Below are 17,327 nucleotides of genomic sequence, written 5' to 3'. Positions count from 1 at the left end.
TACCCGGCCATCGTCACGGTGGTGGCGTTTGCGATCGTGATCTTCCTGCTGTCGTACGTGGTGCCGCAGGTGGTAAGCGTGTTTGCCAACACGAAGCAAAAGCTGCCGACGCTGACCATCGTGATGCTGTGGCTCTCAGACTTCGTGCGGAACTGGGGGTGGCTGGCGGCGATCGTGCTGGTGGTGCTCGGCCTGCTGATTCGCAATCTGCTCAAGCAGCCGGCGCTGCGGTTGTCGTGGCACAAGTGGCTGCTGACGGCGCCGCTGTTCGGCAAGCTCGTACGGGGTTACAACACGGCGCGGTTTGCCAGCACGCTGGCGATTCTGACCAGTGCGGGCGTACCGATCTTGCGGGGGCTGCAGGCGGCGGGGGAGACGCTGAACAACGTCGCGCTCAAGACCAACGTGGAGGATGCGTCCACGCGGGTGCGGGAGGGGACGTCGCTGGCGCGGGCGTTGGCGGCGCAGAATCAGTTTCCGCCGGTGCTGGTGCACTTGATTCGCTCTGGCGAGGCGACGGGGAATTTGCCTGCGATGTTGGAGCGGGCGGCTCAAGGTGAAGCGCAGGAATTGGAGCGTCGTACGCTGTTCCTCACGGGCTTGCTCGAACCGGCGCTGATTTTGACGATGGGTGTGGTTGTGCTGCTGATCGTCTTGGCTGTGTTGATGCCGATTATTGAGATCAACCAGTTGGTGCACTGACTGGCTTTTTTGTTGGTGGTGTGCCCCTTGTTTCATCCCCTGCTGGGGCTGACTCACTTTCTTTGTCTTGCCAAAGAGAGTAAGCAAAGAAAAGCGCGCCCGATGCGGCGAAAGATTCCTTGAATTTCTGTCGCAAGGAGGGGAAGGGAAAAACTCGCTGCGCTCAAACAGTTTCCCTTCCTTTTTCCTCCTTGCAACAGAAATTCAAGGCGCCGCATAGGGCAAGGGAAAAGCAAACAATCTCTTGCCAGCGCACAACTTCATCTTGGGTGCCGCTGCACGCATCTCTCGATCAAACACGCTTTGGCGCTCACGTTTGTGCCCCGCCGGTTTGGCCTTTGACGTTCCTGCCCTTGATGGCGCCTTGAATTTTCGTAAGCGGGCGGAAAAAAGACGGGAAACTGTTTGAGCGCAGCGAGTTTTTCCCGTCTCCGCCCGGTTATGAAAATTCAAGGAGGGGGTCGCCATCTCGGGCGCGCCTTTCTTTTGCTTACTTTTCTTTGGCAAGACAAAGAAAAGTGAGTCGTGCCCGGCAGGGTACGAAACAGGGATGCACCACCAGGGCCAATACAGAACACAAACCTAGGAACGCCTCCCGAAAGCCCCCACCAATATCCCCCCAAGAATCAACCCCATCGCCCCCAGCAACGCAGCACTGACCACCTCCCCCAGTGCCACAGCAGAGCAGACAATCCCAAACACTGGCACCCCCAACAGCCCCAGCGACGTCGTCGCAGCCGGCAACATCCGATTGACCGTGGTGACCGCCCAATACGCCAGCGCAATCCCAAACACGCCACCGTAAAGCAGTAACCCGATCAGCGAAGGCTGCCAGTCAATCGATGGCACTCCATCGTGCACAAGCGCCAGCGGCACCAACAGCACGGTCGCCAGCAACGCCTGCCAGAACACCAACTCGAACGGCGGCGTCACCCACTTGTGCGACCGGACGTACAGAATGCTCGCCGCCCAGCACAACGCCGCCAGCATCACCAGCCCATTGCCGAACACTGCATGCCCCGCATGCCAGTCAAACGTCAGCGGAGTGAAGATCAGCAGCAACCCCAGCAAGCCAAGCCCGACGCCAAGCAACCGTCGCCCGGTCAAGGGCTCGCCGAGCAACAGCCACGCCCCCGGCACCACCCACAGTGGCGTGGTGTACGCCAGCACCACCGAGCGCCCCGCCGGCACGAACTGCAACCCAAGGCTGACCAGCGCCGAAAACGCCGTCATGTGCAGCACGCCAACACTCAGGATGACCGGGATGTCGCCGCGCTTCGGTATCACCAACCGCCCACGCAGCAGGCAGATCACCAGCAGCGCAAGCGTGCCGACAGCAGAGCGCAACGCCACCACCCAGATGGGCGGCAGATACGCAAGCATGCCCTTGCCGACCGGCCAGTTGATCCCCCAGGCCAGCGCGACCACGCCGAGCAGCAACCAGGCGGTGCGCGCCGGGCTTCCGGTTGTGGCGGTGCCGACGGCGGTGGTCATGTCGTCACCGCTTCCGCGGGAACACGAGCGGTAACTTTCCACTCGCGCACATAGTCCGGCGTACCAGCCGGTGCGGCGTCCACCACCGGCGGCAGCGGCAGCAATGCCATCGGCAACACGCCGGCCCATACGGGCAAGGCAAGGTCTTCTGCGTCGTCCTTCGGGCCGCCCGTGCGGATCTTGCACGCGGCTTCGTCCAGCGGAATGCGCAGCACGGTGGTGGCCGCCAGTTCCTTGGCATTGCCGGGGCGCGCCTCTTTCGAGCGCCCGGGGGCCAGCGTCTCCATGAAGGTGTCGAGCACGGCCGGCTTCTGTTCGTCGGGCACGACTTCGAACGCGCCGTAGATGACGGCCGACCGATAGTTCATCGAGTGGTTGAACGCCGAGCGCGCCAGCACCAGCCCGTCGATATGCGTGACCGTCACGCACACCTGTGCGCCGCTGGCCGCCAGCTTGAGCATGCGGCTGCCGTTGGAACCATGCACGTAAAGATGATCGCCTTCGCGCCAGCACGCGGTGGGGATGCAGTGCACGCCATGCTCATCGGCAAAGGCCATGTGACAGACGTAGGCCGCGTCCAGGATGGCGTGCAGCGTGGCGGCATCGTAGTGGCCGCGGCGGGCGACACGGTTCACGCGCGTGCGATCGGTCGGTGGGGTGGCGGTGGCCGGCGTTGTGGTTGTCGTCATGGCAAGGACCTGAACAGGAATTTGATCTGCCGACGATAAAAAAACCGTGGCACCATGCGTAGACCCACAGAAACACAGAACCTTGGAGCCAGGATGGACTACGGCGTCTTGCTGTCGAACTACGAACGGACCGCCCCACGCGGCAAGGCGGAGGGCGGCGCACGGCCATCGCAGCAGCACCGGCTGTACGCCTGCCTGCGCACCGCCATCCTGAGTGGCCAGATTGAGGAAGGCACGCGGTTGGCTTCATCGCGCTCATTGGCGGAAGAGCTGGGCATGGCGCGCAACTCGGTGCTGTATGCGTACGAACAACTGGCAGCAGAGGGCTTTGTGCTCAGCCGCCGACAAGGCACGGTGGTCGCACGCGTTGGCTTGCAGCAGGCCCCGACGCAAGCACCAGAAGCGCCACCCGCGTTGTCGCACCGCGTTGCTGGGTTGGCACGCCCGAGCGGCGAGATGAGCGATCTGCTGCCCTTCCTGCCGGGCACACCCGCGCTGGATGCGTTTCCGCTCGCGCAATGGCGGCGCTGCATGGAGCGAGCGTGGCGCCACATTGGGCCGGCACAGATGGGCTACGGGCAGGTGGAAGGCAATGTGGCGCTGCGTCAGGCCGTGGCGGAGTATCTGCGCGTCTCGCGCGGCGTGCGCTGCGAAGCCGCGCAGGTGTTCATCACCGATGGCACGCAGAACAGCCTGGACCTGTGCGCCCGCGCCCTGGCCGATGCCGGCGACATCGCCTGGATCGAGAACCCCGGCTACTACGGTGCACGCGCCTCCATGCAGGCGGCCGACCTGCGGCTGGTGCCGATCGGCATTGATGCCGATGGCCTTGCTCCGCGCCCGCAAGACTGGCGCGATACGCCACCCAAGCTGATCTACATCACGCCGTCGCACCAGTACCCGCTGGGCTCGGTGATGAGCCTGGAGCGCCGCCTTGCGCTGATCCAACAGGCACGTGCCGTGGGCGCGTGGATCATCGAAGACGACTACGACAGCGAGTTCCGCCACAGTGGTGCACCGCTGTCTGCCGTGCAGGGGCTCACCGCCGATGCGCCGGTGGTCTACCTCGGCACCTTCAGCAAGATGCTGTTTCCGGCGCTGCGTCTCGGCTACATGGTCGTGCCGCCGGCACTGGCCACCGTGCTGCGTCCGGCGGCGGGTGCGCTCATGCTGCGCGGGCGCGTGGCTGATCAGCTGGCGCTGGCAGAGTTCATTGAAGCAGGACATTTCACACGGCATCTGCGGCGCATGCGGCGTCTATACGGCGAGCGCCGTGATGCGTTGCAGGCCGCGCTTGAGCGGCACCTGCACGGTGTGGTGACCGTCTCGGGCGGCGCCGGTGGCATGCACCTGTCGACGCGGCTCGATGCGCCGGTGCGCGACCTGGATGTGAGCGTTGCCGCCCGCGCACAGGGCATGGTGCTGCGGCCGCTGTCGCGCTTCTGCCTGCCGGGCACGCTGACCCCGCAATACAACGGCCTGGTGCTCGGCTACGGCAATGTGCCGGCCGAAGCGATGGACGGGTTGGTCTTGCAGATGCAGCGCGTGATTGAGGCGGTCGCCGCATAGGATCTGCTGCGCATCAGGCACCCAGTCAGACGACCATCCTTGTGGCGGCGGCCAGTTTGGCCAAGCTCCAGCCCGCCCCCAGCAGCACACGCCGCGTGTGCAGGGCCTCCAGCACAACATCGTCCACATGGTCGCCCAGGTAGCGCAGGCGCTTGTCGCACACCTCCACATACCCCGATGGGTAGCGCCTGGCGAGCGACTGCCACACCCCATGCACCCCGACGGACTGACGCGCGCCGCTCATCAGACACATCCCACCGTCGAGCGCGCGCCGGAATACGGTCGAGGCCAACCCGCGCCGCTGGTACGCCAACGCGTACTTCGAGTGCGGCGAACGCAGATAGCGATCTGCGCGCTTGTCCAGCTCAATTAAGCGGTTGAAGACGGTGTAGCCGGCCAGGCGCCGTGCCGCCACGTCTTCGACATACACGTAGATCTCGCCATCGGCCTCGCGGGTGTGCAGGCGAAAACCCGGCAAGGTGCCGTCGTCGAACGTCATGCCATGCAGCGGCGTGCCGGGCGTTTGCATGCGTTCATACAGCGCGTCGAGTTCGCGCTCGATGTCTTCGTTGTTGAAGTCGACGTCGGTGCGCAGGCCAAGCGGTGCAAGCCACCGACGCAGCGATTGCACGGTCGATGCCAATGTTGGCAAAGCCGGTGATGGCACGGGCAGGGTCAGTACGGCGCTCATGCAGCCTCCATCCAATAGCCGCTGATGAGGCGTGCGGGCTGTTCGACCGCACGAATGCACGCACTGGACGGCCAATCATCCATGCGTACGCTCAAGCCCGCGTGGATGCCATAGCCCGGCCCGGCAACGATCACGCCACCCGCCTCAACGCCCTCGCCTGCGCGGATGGCGCCGCCGGCTTCGATATCGCCCGAGGCCTTGATGCCCCAGCCGGCCTCCAGGTGCGTATTCGCGCGTAGGTCAGCGCCCACGAGAATGCCGTTCGCGCTCACGATGCCGGCCTCGCTGACCACCTCGCCGCCAGCGCGCAACCCCTTGCCGACGCGCACGTTGCCGCGCGCAGCCAGCGCTTCGCCGATCAACAAATTGTCAGCGACGTCGAGACCGGCGTCGCAATGCAAGTCGCGGTGCACACGCGCCGTGCCGCCACAGTGCAGCGCACCGGCGGCTGTTACGCTCCAACCGACCCGAAGGTCGCCACCCAGGTGCACGGTGCCGTCGCAGTACAGACCCGCCTTGGCTTCGAGGTCGCTACCCGTGGTAATGGATTCGCCCGCGCGCACACCGCCGCCCGCGCGGATCGCCAGCCCCGCGCGCAACACACCATCGACGTGGATGCCACCGCGCACGATGATCGTGCCGGCAAAGATGAGCGCATCGGCCTCGATGTCGTCGGCTTCGAGCACGGCATCGGTTGGGCCGAAGTTGTCGAGCAGCCAAATGGCATCGGTAATGCGGCCCTCGCGCACGAGGCTGTCGAGCAGGTGTTGGTAATCGGTGCCGTTGTGGCGGTTACGGATGTACCAACGGTAGCCCGCCGCGCAAGGCTGTTTGGCCTTGATGAAGTTCTGTGTGAGTTCCATGGCAATTCCTGCGCCCGGCAACGCGGCGATCAACGATCTGCCGGCAGATGGCGGACGAACCGGTGCCGACACCGCATCACATCGATGCCGTGTCGAACCCGTGTTAAGAGGCGAGACTGAGTGGAAGTGGCCGTGCGGGGCAGAGGCGCCAGATGGGCGGCGCCCCGCACGGCTTACGAAAGCCGGGCGAGCAGGAAGTGCCGAAGGGCAGCGTGCGCGGGCGGAAGGTCATGTGCCGCGCCACAACGCACGCGCGTGCAGGCCACCGGCAGTGCTTGCCGGCGCGGAACGCGAGTGGGTTGGGTGCGGGACATGGTCAGGAATGGGGTTTTCAGGACGTAACCGCGCAGGATGGCGGCGACGCTGAGGAAAGTCCAGAGACAAAGTGACGCACGCCTTACTTCTTGACTGAAGTTTGCCAATTCGCGTCGTACGCAGCGGGTGCGCCGCCCAACTTTGCATGCGGTGCAACATGCTTATCGTCGGCTCGATCCACGCGCCACATCTGTGCCGCAAGCGCCGCAACCTCGGGAAAACCCCGCCCCATTCTTGCTGCGTTGCACGGTGTTGGGAATGTCACGCAGTGCTACGATGCCCCGACCCACGGCTGTCTGCCAGTTTCCACAAGAAGCGGCGCGGACGGCACCAAAAGAGACCTGCTGTCGGTGATCCCGGCACACCCACACGGAGCACGCATGAATGCCCCTCTGAACGACGCGCTACGCCGCGCGCTCGAAACCGTTTCCCTGGACGACAAGTACACGCTCGAGCGTGGCCGCATCTATATCAGCGGCACGCAGGCCCTGGTGCGTCTGCCGATGCTGCAGCAAGAGCGCGACCGCGCCGCTGGGCTGAACACGGCAGGCTTCATCTCCGGCTATCGCGGCTCGCCGCTGGGGGCGCTGGACCAGGCCTTGTGGAAGGCCAAGAAGCATCTGGCGGGGCACAACATCGTCTTCCAGGCGGGGCTCAATGAAGACCTGGCCGCCACGGCGGTCTGGGGCTCGCAGCAGGTCAATCTGTATCCGAACGCCAAGTTCAGCGGCGTGTACGGCATGTGGTACGGCAAGGGCCCGGGTGTGGACCGCACGATCGATGTGTTCAAGCACGCCAACTCGGCCGGTTCATCCGCACACGGCGGCGTGCTGGTGCTCGCAGGCGATGACCATGCCGCCAAGTCATCCACGCTGGCGCACCAGTCGGAACACGTGTTCAAGGCCGCCGGCATTCCGGTGCTGTATCCGTCGAACGTGCAGGAGTACCTCGACTACGGCCTGCACGGCTGGGCAATGAGCCGCTACTCCGGCCTGTGGGTGTCGATGAAGTGCGTGACGGACGTGGTGGAATCGTCGGCCTCGGTGGACGTCGATCCGCACCGCGCCGAGATCATCCTGCCGGAAGATTTCATCATGCCGCAGGGCGGCCTCAATATCCGCTGGCCCGATCCGCCGCTGGTGCAGGAAGCCCGCCTGCTCGACTACAAGTGGTACGCGGGCCTGTCGTACGTGCGTGCCAACAAGCTCGACCGCGTGGTGCTCGATTCGCCGCAGGCGCGCTTTGGCATCATGACCGCCGGCAAGGCTTACCTGGACGTACGCCAGGCGCTGGTCGACCTCGGTCTCGACGAAGACACCTGCCGCCGCATCGGCATCCGCCTGTACAAGGTCGGCTGCGTGTGGCCGCTCGAAGCGCATGGCGCGCGCGCGTTTGCCGAAGGGCTGCAAGAGATTCTGGTGGTGGAAGAGAAGCGCCAGATTCTCGAATACCAACTCAAGGAAGAGTTGTACAACTACCGCGACGACGTGCGCCCGCGCGTGTACGGCAAGTTTGACGAACGCGACAACGCTGGCGGCGAATGGTCCGTGCCGATGGCCAACTGGCTGCTGCCGGCACACTACGAGCTCTCGCCCGCGCTGATCGCCCGCGCCATCGCCACGCGGCTGGAGAAGTTCGAGCTGCCGTCCGACGTGCGTGCGCGCATTGCCGCGCGCATCGCCATCATCGACGCCAAAGAGAAGGCGCTGGCCAAGCCCCGCATCACCGCCGAGCGCAAGCCGTGGTTCTGCTCGGGCTGCCCGCACAACACGTCGACCAACGTGCCCGAAGGCTCGCGCGCGCTGGCCGGCATCGGCTGCCACTACATGACCGTGTGGATGGACCGCCGCACCGATACCTTCAGCCAGATGGGCGGTGAAGGCGTGGCGTGGATTGGCCAGATGCCGTTCTCGGGCGACCAGCACGTGTTCGCCAACTTGGGCGACGGCACGTACTACCACTCGGGCCTGCTGGCGATTCGCGCGTCCATCGCGGCCAAGGTGAACATCACCTACAAGATCCTCTACAACGATGCCGTGGCCATGACCGGCGGCCAGCCGGTGGACGGCCCGCTCTCCGTGCCGCAGATTGCCGCCCAGGTGCATGCCGAAGGCACGTCGCGCATCGTCATCGTCACGGACGAGCCGGAGAAGTACAACGCCGCCATCAAACTGCCCGAAGGCGTGGCCGTGCACCACCGCGATCGCCTGGATGCGATCCAGCGCGAGCTGCGCGAAGTGCAAGGCACCAGCGTACTGATCTACGACCAGACCTGTGCGACGGAAAAGCGCCGCCGCCGCAAGCGCGGCACGATGGCCGATCCGGCACGCCGCGCATTCATCAACGACGCCGTGTGCGAAGGCTGTGGCGATTGCTCGGTCAAGTCGAACTGCCTGTCGGTCGAGCCGCTGGAAACGGAGCTGGGCACCAAGCGCAAGATCAACCAGTCGTCGTGCAACAAGGATTTCTCGTGCGTGAACGGCTTCTGCCCGAGCTTTGTGACGGCCGAAGGCGCACAGGTGCGCAAGCCGGAATCGCGCGGCGTGTCGATGAGCGACCTGCCGCTGCTACCGTACCCGGAACTGCCGGCCATCCAGCGCGCATACGGCGTGCTGGTGACGGGCGTGGGCGGCACGGGCGTGGTGACCATCGGCGGGCTGCTCGGCATGGCAGCGCACATCGAGGGCAAGGGCGTGACCGTGCTCGACATGGCGGGCCTAGCGCAGAAGGGTGGCGCGGTGCTCTCGCACGTGCAGATCGGCGAGCGCCCGGACAGCATCCACGCCACGCGCATCGCCATGGGCGAGGCCGACCTGGTGATCGGTTGCGATGCGATTGTCTCGGCGTCGGACGAAGTGCTGTCCAAGGTACAGCACGGCCAGACGCGCGCCATCGTCAACAGCACGGCATCGCCCACGGCCGACTTCATCAAGAACCCGAACTGGCGCTTCCCGGGCAGCTCGGCGGAAGCGGACATCCGCGCCGCCATCGGCGATGCCTGCGCGTTTGAAGACGCCAACACACTGGCCGTGCGCCTGCTGGGCGACGCGATCTACACCAACCCGCTGGTGCTGGGCTTCGCGTGGCAGAAAGGCTGGCTGCCGCTGACGTACGACGCGCTCATCCGCGCGATCGAACTCAACGGCGTGGCGGTCGAGAAGAACAAGACCGCATTCGAATGGGGCCGCCACCTCGCGCAAGACCGTGATGCGGTGCTGAAGTTGGCTGACGATGCGCCGCGTGCCAAGGCGGACGTGATCGCCCTGCCCTCGCTGGACACACTGATCGCCCGTCGCGTCGATCTGCTGACCGCGTACCAGAACGCTGCATACGCGGCTGAATTCCGCGCGGTGGTCGAGCGTGTGCGTGCTGCGGAAACGGCGGTGGTTGGTGCAGGCCAGCCGCTGGCACTCACCGAAGCCGTGGTGCGCAACCTGTCCAAGCTGATGGCGTACAAGGACGAATACGAAGTCGCCCGCCTGTACACCGATCCGGCATTCATCGACAAGCTGCGCGCGCAGTTTGAAGGCGAACCCGGCCGCGACTACCAGCTCAACTTCTGGCTCGCGCCGCCCATGACGGCCAAGCACGACGAGAAGGGCCACCTGATCAAGAAACGCTTCGGCCCGAACACGATGCGGCTGTTCAAGCTGCTGACCAAGCTCAAGGGCCTGCGCGGCACGGCATTCGACGTATTCGGAAAAACCGAAGAGCGCCGCACCGAGCGCGCGCTGATCGGCGAATACCGGGCGCTGGTGGACGAACTGGTGAAGGGGCTGTCGGCGCAGAAGCTGGCGCAAGCCGTAGAACTGGCGCGCCTGCCGGAAGACATCCGTGGCTTCGGCCATGTGAAGGAGGCCAACCTGGCAGCGGCGCGCATCCGCTGGAACAAGCTGCTGACGCAGTGGCGTGATCCGGCGGCGGCGCAACGCGCAGCTTGATCGCTTCGGCATCGCCATGAAAAAACGGAGGCTTCAGCCTCCGTTTTTCTTTGAGCGTGTTCAGCACGTCAGCCCGGCACGATCTGCTGTGCGTAGTCGTACAGGTCTTGCAGGATGTTCTGCGCGCGCGCGTCGCCACGCTCAGCGGCTTCGGCGCCCAACTGCTGGAGCCGCTCGCCAAACATCTCGAAGGTCAAATAACCGTCATTGCCCTCGAACAGGCGCTCGGCACGCAACTGTTCCCACTGCTCGTATTCCTCTTCGGAGAGCGTGTCGGGGAAGTTGCGTGCGCGGTAGTGGAACAGCAGCTCGGGCAGGCGCGCATCCGCGAAATCCGGGTGCAGTTGCGCGAGCTGTTCACCGTTGAGCGTGCGCAGTTCGTTGAGCGTGCGACGGTCTTCATTGCTGACGAAGCCGCCGTACAGGTTCTGGTCCACATCGTCGATCGGCTCCAGCTCGCGGGCATAGACCTGCCGCCAGGTCTCACGCATGTCGGGCGCGCCTTGGGCGATGTGGGCGTGTTGCTCGATGGCGGTGAAGTCGATGCCCCAGCGCTCGGCCTGCGCAGGCTGCAGCGTCTTCATGTTGCTGATGACGATGGGCGACTTGTTGATGTGGATCGACTTGATGGGCAGGCGCGTCGTGCCTTCGGCCAAGTCTGCGGTACGCGTGAACATGCGCTCACGGATCGTGGCGACATCCATATGAAACAGCTCGGAGGGGTCGAACGCCAGGTCCCACACGATCAACTCATTTTTGTTGGTCGGGTGCCAGCCCAGCGGCCACACCACGGCCATGCAGCCGCGCTCGACTCCGTACATGCCGGAGATGTGCAGCAGCGGTCGCGGTGCATCGCCAATCTCGGCCAGCACGCGGTCTTTCTTGCGCAGTGCCAGGCAGAAGTCGAACAGGCGCGGCTGCGCGTTGCGGATCAGTCGCGCCAGCGCAATCGTCGCGCGCACGTCGGACACGGCATCGTGCGCGGCATCGTGCACCAGGCCGTTGGCCTTGGACAAATGCTCCAGCTTGAAGCTCGGCTTGCCATCTTCGTGTTTAGGCCACTGGATACCATCCGGGCGCAGCGCCCACGTGGTGCGCACCACGTCCAGCAAGTCCCACCGCCCGCACTCGTTCTGCCACTCGCGTGCGTACGGGTCGATCAGGTTGCGCCAGAACAGGTGGCGCGTGACTTCGTCGTCAAAACGGATGGTGTTGTAGCCCACGCCGATGGTGCCGGGCGTGCCCAGTTCGCGCTCGATGGCCTGCGCGAATTGATATTCCGGCACGCCCTGCTTGGCGCACTGCTGCGGCGTGATGCCGGTGATGAGGCACGACACCGGGTCGGGCAGCCAGTCATTGGAGGGCTGGCAGAACAGCTCGACCGGCTCGCCAATCTCGTTGAGCTCGGCATCGGTGCGGATGCTCGCAAACTGTGCGGGGCGATCGCGGCGTGGCACGGCGCCGAAGGTTTCGTAGTCGTGCCAGAGGAAGGTCTGGGTGACGGGCAAGGGAATTGCTCGCAGGAAAAGGCTGAAGATGCCGGCATGCTAACAGCCTTGCCGGCACCCCCGCCCAAACAGCCAGCCCCAGCCGCGCAGGTCAGAAGAAGCCCAGCGGCTGCGTGTCGTAGCTCACCAGCAGGTTCTTGGTCTGCTGATAATGGTCGAGCATCATCTTGTGGGTCTCACGGCCCACGCCCGATTTCTTGTAACCGCCAAAGGCTGCGTGCGCCGGATACAGGTGATAGCAGTTGGTCCACACACGCCCGGCCTTGATGGCACGGCCCACGCGATAGGCACGGTTGATGTCGCGCGTCCACACGCCGGCACCCAAGCCATATTCGGTGTCATTGGCAATCTGCACGGCCTGCGCTTCGTCCTTGAAGGTGGTCACGGCAATCACCGGGCCGAAGATCTCCTCCTGGAACACACGCATGCTGTTGTCGCCCTTGAGCAGCGTCGGCTTGATGTAGTAACCGGTGCCGAGCTTGCCGGGCAGCACTTCGGGCTCGCCGCCGACCAGGCACTCGGCGCCCTCTTCCCGCGCGATTTCCAGATACGTGCGGATCTTGTTGAACTGCTGCTCGGAAGCCTGCGCGCCCACCATCGTTTCCGTGTCGAGCGGGTCGCCACGCTTGATGGCGGCGACCTTGGTCAGTACCGCATCCATGAAGCGGCCGTAGATGGACTCCTGCACCAGCGCGCGCGAGGGGCACGTGCACACCTCACCCTGGTTGAAGAAGCCGAGTACCAGGCCTTCGGCGGCCTTCTCGATAAAGCTCGGCTCGGCCTGCATGATGTCTTCGAAATAGATGTTGGGCGACTTGCCGCCCAGCTCCACCGTCGACGGAATGATGTTCTCGGCCGCGCACTTGAGGATATGCGAGCCCACCGGCGTCGAGCCCGTGAAGGCAATCTTGGCGATGCGCTTGCTGGTGGCGAGTGCCTCGCCGGCTTCCTTACCGAAGCCGTGCACAACATTGAGCACGCCGCGCGGCAGCAGATCGCCAATCAACTCCATCAGCACATTGATGCCCAGCGGCGTCTGCTCGGCTGGCTTGAGCACGATGCAATTGCCGGCAGCAAGCGCGGGCGCCAGCTTCCACGCGGCCATCAGCAGGGGGAAATTCCACGGGATGATCTGGCCGACCACGCCCAGCGGTTCGTGGATGTGATACGCCACAGTGTGCTCGTTGATCTCCGCCGCCGAGCCCTCTTGCGCGCGGATGCAGCCGGCGTAGTAACGGAAGTGATCCACCGCCAGCGGAATGTCCGCATTGAGCGTTTCGCGCACGGGCTTGCCGTTGTCCCACGTTTCCGTCACGGCCAGCAGTTCGAGGTTCTGCTCGATGCGGTCGGCGATCTTGAGCAGGATCAGCGAGCGATCCTGCACCGAGGTGCGGCCCCAGGCGTCTGCCGCAGCGTGCGCGGCATCGAGTGCACGGTCGATGTCTTCCGCCGTCGAGCGCGGGAATTCGGCAATCGCCTCGCCCGTCACCGGCGTGGTGTTGGTGAAGTACTGACCTTTGACTGGCGCAACAAACTCGCCGCCGATGAAGTTACCGTAGCGCGACTTGAACGAAACGATGGCGCCGGACGTGCCGGGATGGGCGTAACGCATGATGGGTTGTCTCCTGATGTGATTTGGGCGGCGCAGGCGTCATAGGTTGCGCCGCGTCCGGGAGTGCTTCTGCAAGGTGCGGGCCATGTCCGGCCCCCGACGGCAAACCTGCATGCCGTGCGGTTTTCCTCGAGAAGCGGCCCTTGCGGCGGATCAACCGCGCGTGTCACCCCCGATACGTTGTCTCAGGACACTGTGCTATTTTCGGTACGCAGCGAAAACGCACAATTCGTCGACCACGGCGGACACGAGGCGAAGGAGACACAGGCGATGCAAGACCACCGCATGTCGCATCACACCGGCCAGGTGCTGACGCTCGCGCAGCAGAATGCTCCGCTGGCAGGCCCGGCGGCCGATCCGTCCATCGCACGTTCGTGGCTGCGCTGCCTACAGCAGCATCGGCTGGACCCAGCGCACGCCGATGCGCCTGCCGTGCTGGAAGCGGCCCGCATCCGCGAGCGCCGTGAGCAGCTCCAACCCATGCTCAGCATTGCCGGCGGCGAGATGCACAGCCTGCATCGCCAGCTTGCCGGCGGCCACGTGGTGGCACTGACCGATGCGGATGGCGTGATCCTCGACTGTGTGGCCGGCCATCCGGAGCGCTCGCTGTTCGAGCAGGCCGGCCTGTGGTCCGGCGCCGACTGGAGCGAGGCCGCTGAAGGCACCAACGGCATCGGCACCTGTGTGGTCGAACGACAGGCGCTGACGATCTATCAGGAAGAACATTTCCGCAGCCGTCATATTCAACTCGCCTGCTCGGCCAGCCCGGTGTTCGATCCACACGGCAACCTGCTGGCCGTGCTGGATGTGTCGTCCATCCGCCGCGAGATGTCGCGCCAGGGGCAGTTCCACACCACCGCGCTGGTCAATCTCTCCGCCAAGGTGATCGAGGGCGGTGTCTTCCTGCAACATTTCGAACGCGACTGGCTGCTGCGCTTCCACGCCCAGCCGGAATACGTCGGCCTGTTCAGCGAAGGGCTGCTGGCCGTGGGCGGCGATGGGCGCATCCGCGCGGCCAACCAGAGCGCGTTGAACCTGTTGGGGGCCACGCGCCAATCGTTGCTCGGGCAGCCGGTGGATACGGTATTCGACGTGTCGGCCGATGCGCTACTCGCACGTGCCACGCAAGCCTCCGGCGTGGCGTGGCCGTTGCATACCCACCAGGGCCGCACGCTATTCGGCCTGCTGCGCGCGCCGCGCCCACGCCCGGTGGCCGACACGGCCCTCACCTCCAAACCGGTGCAGGCCACCCCGGGCCTCTGCCTGCAAACCGACGGGCTGCGTACCGATTTCCACCGTGCGCTGCGCGTCTACGAGCACGATGTGCCGCTGCTGTTGTACGGCGAAACCGGCACCGGCAAAGAGGCGTTTGCCAAGGCCGTCCACCAGGCCAGTTCACGCACCGCACAACCCTTTGTTGCCATCAACTGCGCGGCGATTCCCGAAGCGCTGATCGAAAGCGAACTCTTCGGCTATCGCGGCGGCAGCTTCACCGGCGCACGCAAGGAAGGCATGCGCGGCAAGCTGCAGCAAGCCGATGGCGGCACGCTGTTCCTCGATGAGATCGGCGACATGTCGCTCATGCTGCAGACCCGGCTGCTGCGCGTGCTGGAAGAGCGCACGGTCGTACCACTGGGCGGCGAGGCGCAACCCGTGGACGTACGCATCATCAGCGCCAGCCACCGGGATCTGGAGGCGCGCGTGCGCGAAGGCGCCTTCCGCGAAGATCTGTACTACCGCCTGAACGGTCTGCGCATCACGCTGCCGCCGCTGCGTGAGCGCGCCGACAAGGCTGCGCTGCTTGCGCATCTGCTGGCCGAAGCGGCTCGCGGACGCGTCATCCGCCTGGACGACGATGCACGCGACACCCTGCTCACCCAACCCTGGCCCGGCAACGTGCGCCAGTTGCGCAATGTGCTGCGCACGCTGGTGGCGTTGTCAGATGACAGCCGCATCCGCCTGCGCGATCTGCCCGCCGAACTGCAGCCCGCAGCCGAGGCACCCGCACCGCTGGAAGACGCGGAGAAGACCGCCCTGCTCGCCGCGTTGAAAACGCACGACTGGCGCATGGCCCAGACCGCCGAAGCGCTCGGCATCAGCCGCAACACGCTGTACCGCAAGCTGCGCAAGCACGGCATTTCGCGGGAGTAAGCTAGCGCGGTTGCCAATACCGCTGTCCCAGCCAACGCCCATGCGCATCCTTTTCTTCAGCAGCCACCGCTACGACGAAGACAGCTTTCGCGCCGCCCTCGCGCGCGGCGGGCATCACTTCGATCTTGTCTTCCAGCGCGCGCACCTCGATGCACAAACGGCATCGCTCGCGGCGGGCTTTGAGGTGGTCTGTCCGTTCGTGAACGACGCGCTCGATGCCGAGGTGCTGGCCGAACTGGCGGCGGGCGGCACGCGCCTGATCGCGCTGCGCTCGGCCGGCTTCAACCATGTCGACCTGGCCGCTGCGCAGCGCCTGGGGCTGACGGTGGTGCGCGTGCCGGCATACTCGCCACATGCGGTGGCCGAACATGCGGTGGGCATGATCCTCACGCTCAACCGGCGGCTGCACCGCGCCTGCAATCGCACGCGCGAAGGAGATTTTTCACTGGATGGGCTGCTCGGTTTCGACCTGGCCGGCAAGACCGTTGGCGTGGTCGGCACGGGGCAGATCGGGCAGGTGTTCGCGCGCATCATGGCGGGCTTCGGCTGCCGGGTGCTGGCCTTCGACCCGTTTCCGCAGGCCTCGCTGACGGCGCTGGGTGCGCACTACGTGCCGCTGCCGGCGTTGCTGGCGCAGTCCGACATCGTCAGCCTGCACTGTCCGCTGAACGCCGACACCCACCACCTGATCGACGCCACGGCGCTGGCCAGCATGAAAACCGGTGCGATGCTCATCAACACCAGCCGTGGCGGCCTGGTCGACAGCCCCGCGCTGATCGATGCGCTCAAGACCGGCCAGCTCGGCCATCTGGGGCTGGACGTCTATGAGGAAGAAGCGGACCTCTTCTTCGAAGACCGCTCTGCCGATGTGCTGCAGGACGACGTGTTCGCGCGGCTGCTGACGTTTCCCAATGTCATCGTCACTGCGCACCAGGCGTTCTTCACCCGCGAGGCGCTGGCGGGCATCGCCGATACGACGCTCGCCAACGTGGCGGCGTGGGCTGCCGGCACGCCCGTGAACGTGGTGAAGCCCTAGTTACGCCGCCTCGGCCTTTGGCTTGGACAGTTCGCGCTCACCTTCTTTCACGTAAATGGAGTTGCGCGGCTGGGCGAGCACGCGGCGCACCATCGGTTCGAAGAACGACAGCGGCAGGTTGTCGTAGTCAGCCATGAAGGCGGCGGCGTCGTACTTGGCGCAGAACTCGGCGGTGCGCTCGAACAGCTCGGGCTGGCTGCGGTATTGCTCGCGCAGGTTGCGGTCCAGGCCCAGGTGGTGGAAGAAGTAGTAGCCCTGGAAAATGCCGTGCTTCTCGACCATCCACAGGTTTTCAGGGCTGACGAAGGGCTTGAGGATGGCCGCGGCGATGTCTGGGTGGTTGAAGCTGCCCAGCGTGTCGCCAATGTCGTGCAGCAGCGCGCAGACCACGTATTCCTCGTCGCGGCCGTCGCGGTGCGCCAGCGTGGCGGTCTGCAGCGAGTGCGCGAGGCGGTCGATGGGGAAGCCGCCGCAGTCGCCGTCGAGCAGCTTCAGGTGCGCGAGCACGCGGTCGGGCAGCGCACGGGCAAATGGCATGAACTCGGCCGAGATCGCGGCCCAGTCCTCGCGGGTGCCGTGCTCCATATGGGAAAACGTCGCGCGCGGGGCGGTGTCGTGCGTCATGGGGTGTCTCCTTCGTCGCCTGAATCGGTCTGGGATGCCGCGTCATGGGTGCGCAGCTTGTTGTGGATAACCACTGTGGATAACTGCTGTGGATAACACTGAGCCATTCTCTGCCCGGGGCTTGCGCGCAGA

General features: G+C 65.2%; 12 protein-coding genes. 5 read left to right on the top strand and 7 right to left on the bottom strand.

Annotation, left to right across the window (positions count from 1 at the left end; all coding sequences use genetic code 11):
- Positions 1-702: type II secretion system F family protein (locus JHD73_RS13045; RefSeq protein WP_199030694.1), on the top strand; the 702-nt coding region annotated here is incomplete at its 5' end.
- A 582-nt stretch (positions 703-1,284) separates the two neighbouring features.
- Here the strand turns inward: JHD73_RS13045 and JHD73_RS13040 are convergent.
- Positions 1,285-2,196, bottom strand: a complete 912-nt coding sequence (locus JHD73_RS13040; RefSeq protein ID WP_199030693.1) for a DMT family transporter — start codon at positions 2,194-2,196, stop codon at positions 1,285-1,287.
- Positions 2,193-2,885, bottom strand: a complete 693-nt coding sequence (locus JHD73_RS13035) for a pyridoxamine 5'-phosphate oxidase family protein (protein ID WP_199030692.1) — start codon at positions 2,883-2,885, stop codon at positions 2,193-2,195. The genes JHD73_RS13040 and JHD73_RS13035 overlap by 4 nt, the downstream gene beginning before the upstream one ends.
- A 93-nt stretch (positions 2,886-2,978) precedes the next feature.
- On the opposite strand from JHD73_RS13035, the gene JHD73_RS13030 reads away from it, so the two are divergent.
- Positions 2,979-4,454 carry a PLP-dependent aminotransferase family protein gene (locus JHD73_RS13030; protein WP_199030691.1) on the top strand — a complete coding sequence of 492 codons (1,476 nt, stop codon included), beginning with the start codon at positions 2,979-2,981 and terminating at the stop codon, positions 4,452-4,454.
- Between the two features lie 25 nt (positions 4,455-4,479).
- Here JHD73_RS13030 and JHD73_RS13025 read toward each other — a convergent pair whose 3' ends face one another.
- Both JHD73_RS13025 and JHD73_RS13020 read right to left on the bottom strand, forming a co-directional pair.
- Positions 4,480-5,145, bottom strand: coding sequence for an N-acetyltransferase (locus JHD73_RS13025; protein WP_233176944.1), 666 nt, complete (start codon positions 5,143-5,145; stop codon positions 4,480-4,482).
- Positions 5,142-6,008 carry a hypothetical protein gene (locus tag JHD73_RS13020; protein WP_199030690.1) on the bottom strand — a complete coding sequence of 289 codons (867 nt, stop codon included), beginning with the start codon at positions 6,006-6,008 and terminating at the stop codon, positions 5,142-5,144. Before JHD73_RS13020 ends, JHD73_RS13025 begins: the two co-directional genes overlap by 4 nt.
- 695 nt (positions 6,009-6,703) lie before the next feature.
- On the opposite strand from JHD73_RS13020, the gene JHD73_RS13015 reads away from it, so the two are divergent.
- A complete protein-coding gene (locus JHD73_RS13015) occupies positions 6,704-10,264 on the top strand; it encodes an indolepyruvate ferredoxin oxidoreductase family protein (protein WP_199030689.1) in 3,561 nt (1,186 codons plus the stop codon).
- A 68-nt stretch (positions 10,265-10,332) separates the two neighbouring features.
- Here JHD73_RS13015 and sbcB read toward each other — a convergent pair whose 3' ends face one another.
- Together sbcB and JHD73_RS13005 are read right to left on the bottom strand one after the other, a co-directional pair.
- Positions 10,333-11,772: an exodeoxyribonuclease I gene (gene sbcB, locus JHD73_RS13010; RefSeq protein ID WP_199030688.1), complete on the bottom strand. Its 1,440-nt coding sequence runs from the start codon at positions 11,770-11,772 to the stop codon at positions 10,333-10,335.
- A gap of 91 nt (positions 11,773-11,863) precedes the next feature.
- Complete coding sequence (locus JHD73_RS13005; protein WP_199030687.1) at positions 11,864-13,384, bottom strand: aldehyde dehydrogenase family protein; 1,521 nt, start codon at positions 13,382-13,384, stop codon at positions 11,864-11,866.
- A gap of 270 nt (positions 13,385-13,654) precedes the next feature.
- On the opposite strand from JHD73_RS13005, the gene JHD73_RS13000 reads away from it, so the two are divergent.
- Positions 13,655-15,535, top strand: coding sequence for a sigma-54-dependent Fis family transcriptional regulator (locus JHD73_RS13000; protein ID WP_199030686.1), 1,881 nt, complete (start codon positions 13,655-13,657; stop codon positions 15,533-15,535).
- Between the two features lie 40 nt (positions 15,536-15,575).
- Positions 15,576-16,571, top strand: coding sequence for a 2-hydroxyacid dehydrogenase (locus tag JHD73_RS12995; RefSeq protein ID WP_199030685.1), 996 nt, complete (start codon positions 15,576-15,578; stop codon positions 16,569-16,571).
- On the opposite strand, the gene JHD73_RS12990 is transcribed toward JHD73_RS12995, so the two are convergent.
- Positions 16,572-17,195: an HD domain-containing protein gene (locus JHD73_RS12990; RefSeq protein WP_199030684.1), complete on the bottom strand. Its 624-nt coding sequence runs from the start codon at positions 17,193-17,195 to the stop codon at positions 16,572-16,574.
- Positions 17,196-17,327 lie beyond the last annotated feature (132 nt).

Source organism: Ralstonia sp. ASV6, assembly GCF_016429285.1.
Taxonomy (GTDB): domain Bacteria; phylum Pseudomonadota; class Gammaproteobacteria; order Burkholderiales; family Burkholderiaceae; genus Ralstonia; species Ralstonia flaminis.
This window is presented reverse-complemented; position numbering and strand designations above follow the sequence as displayed.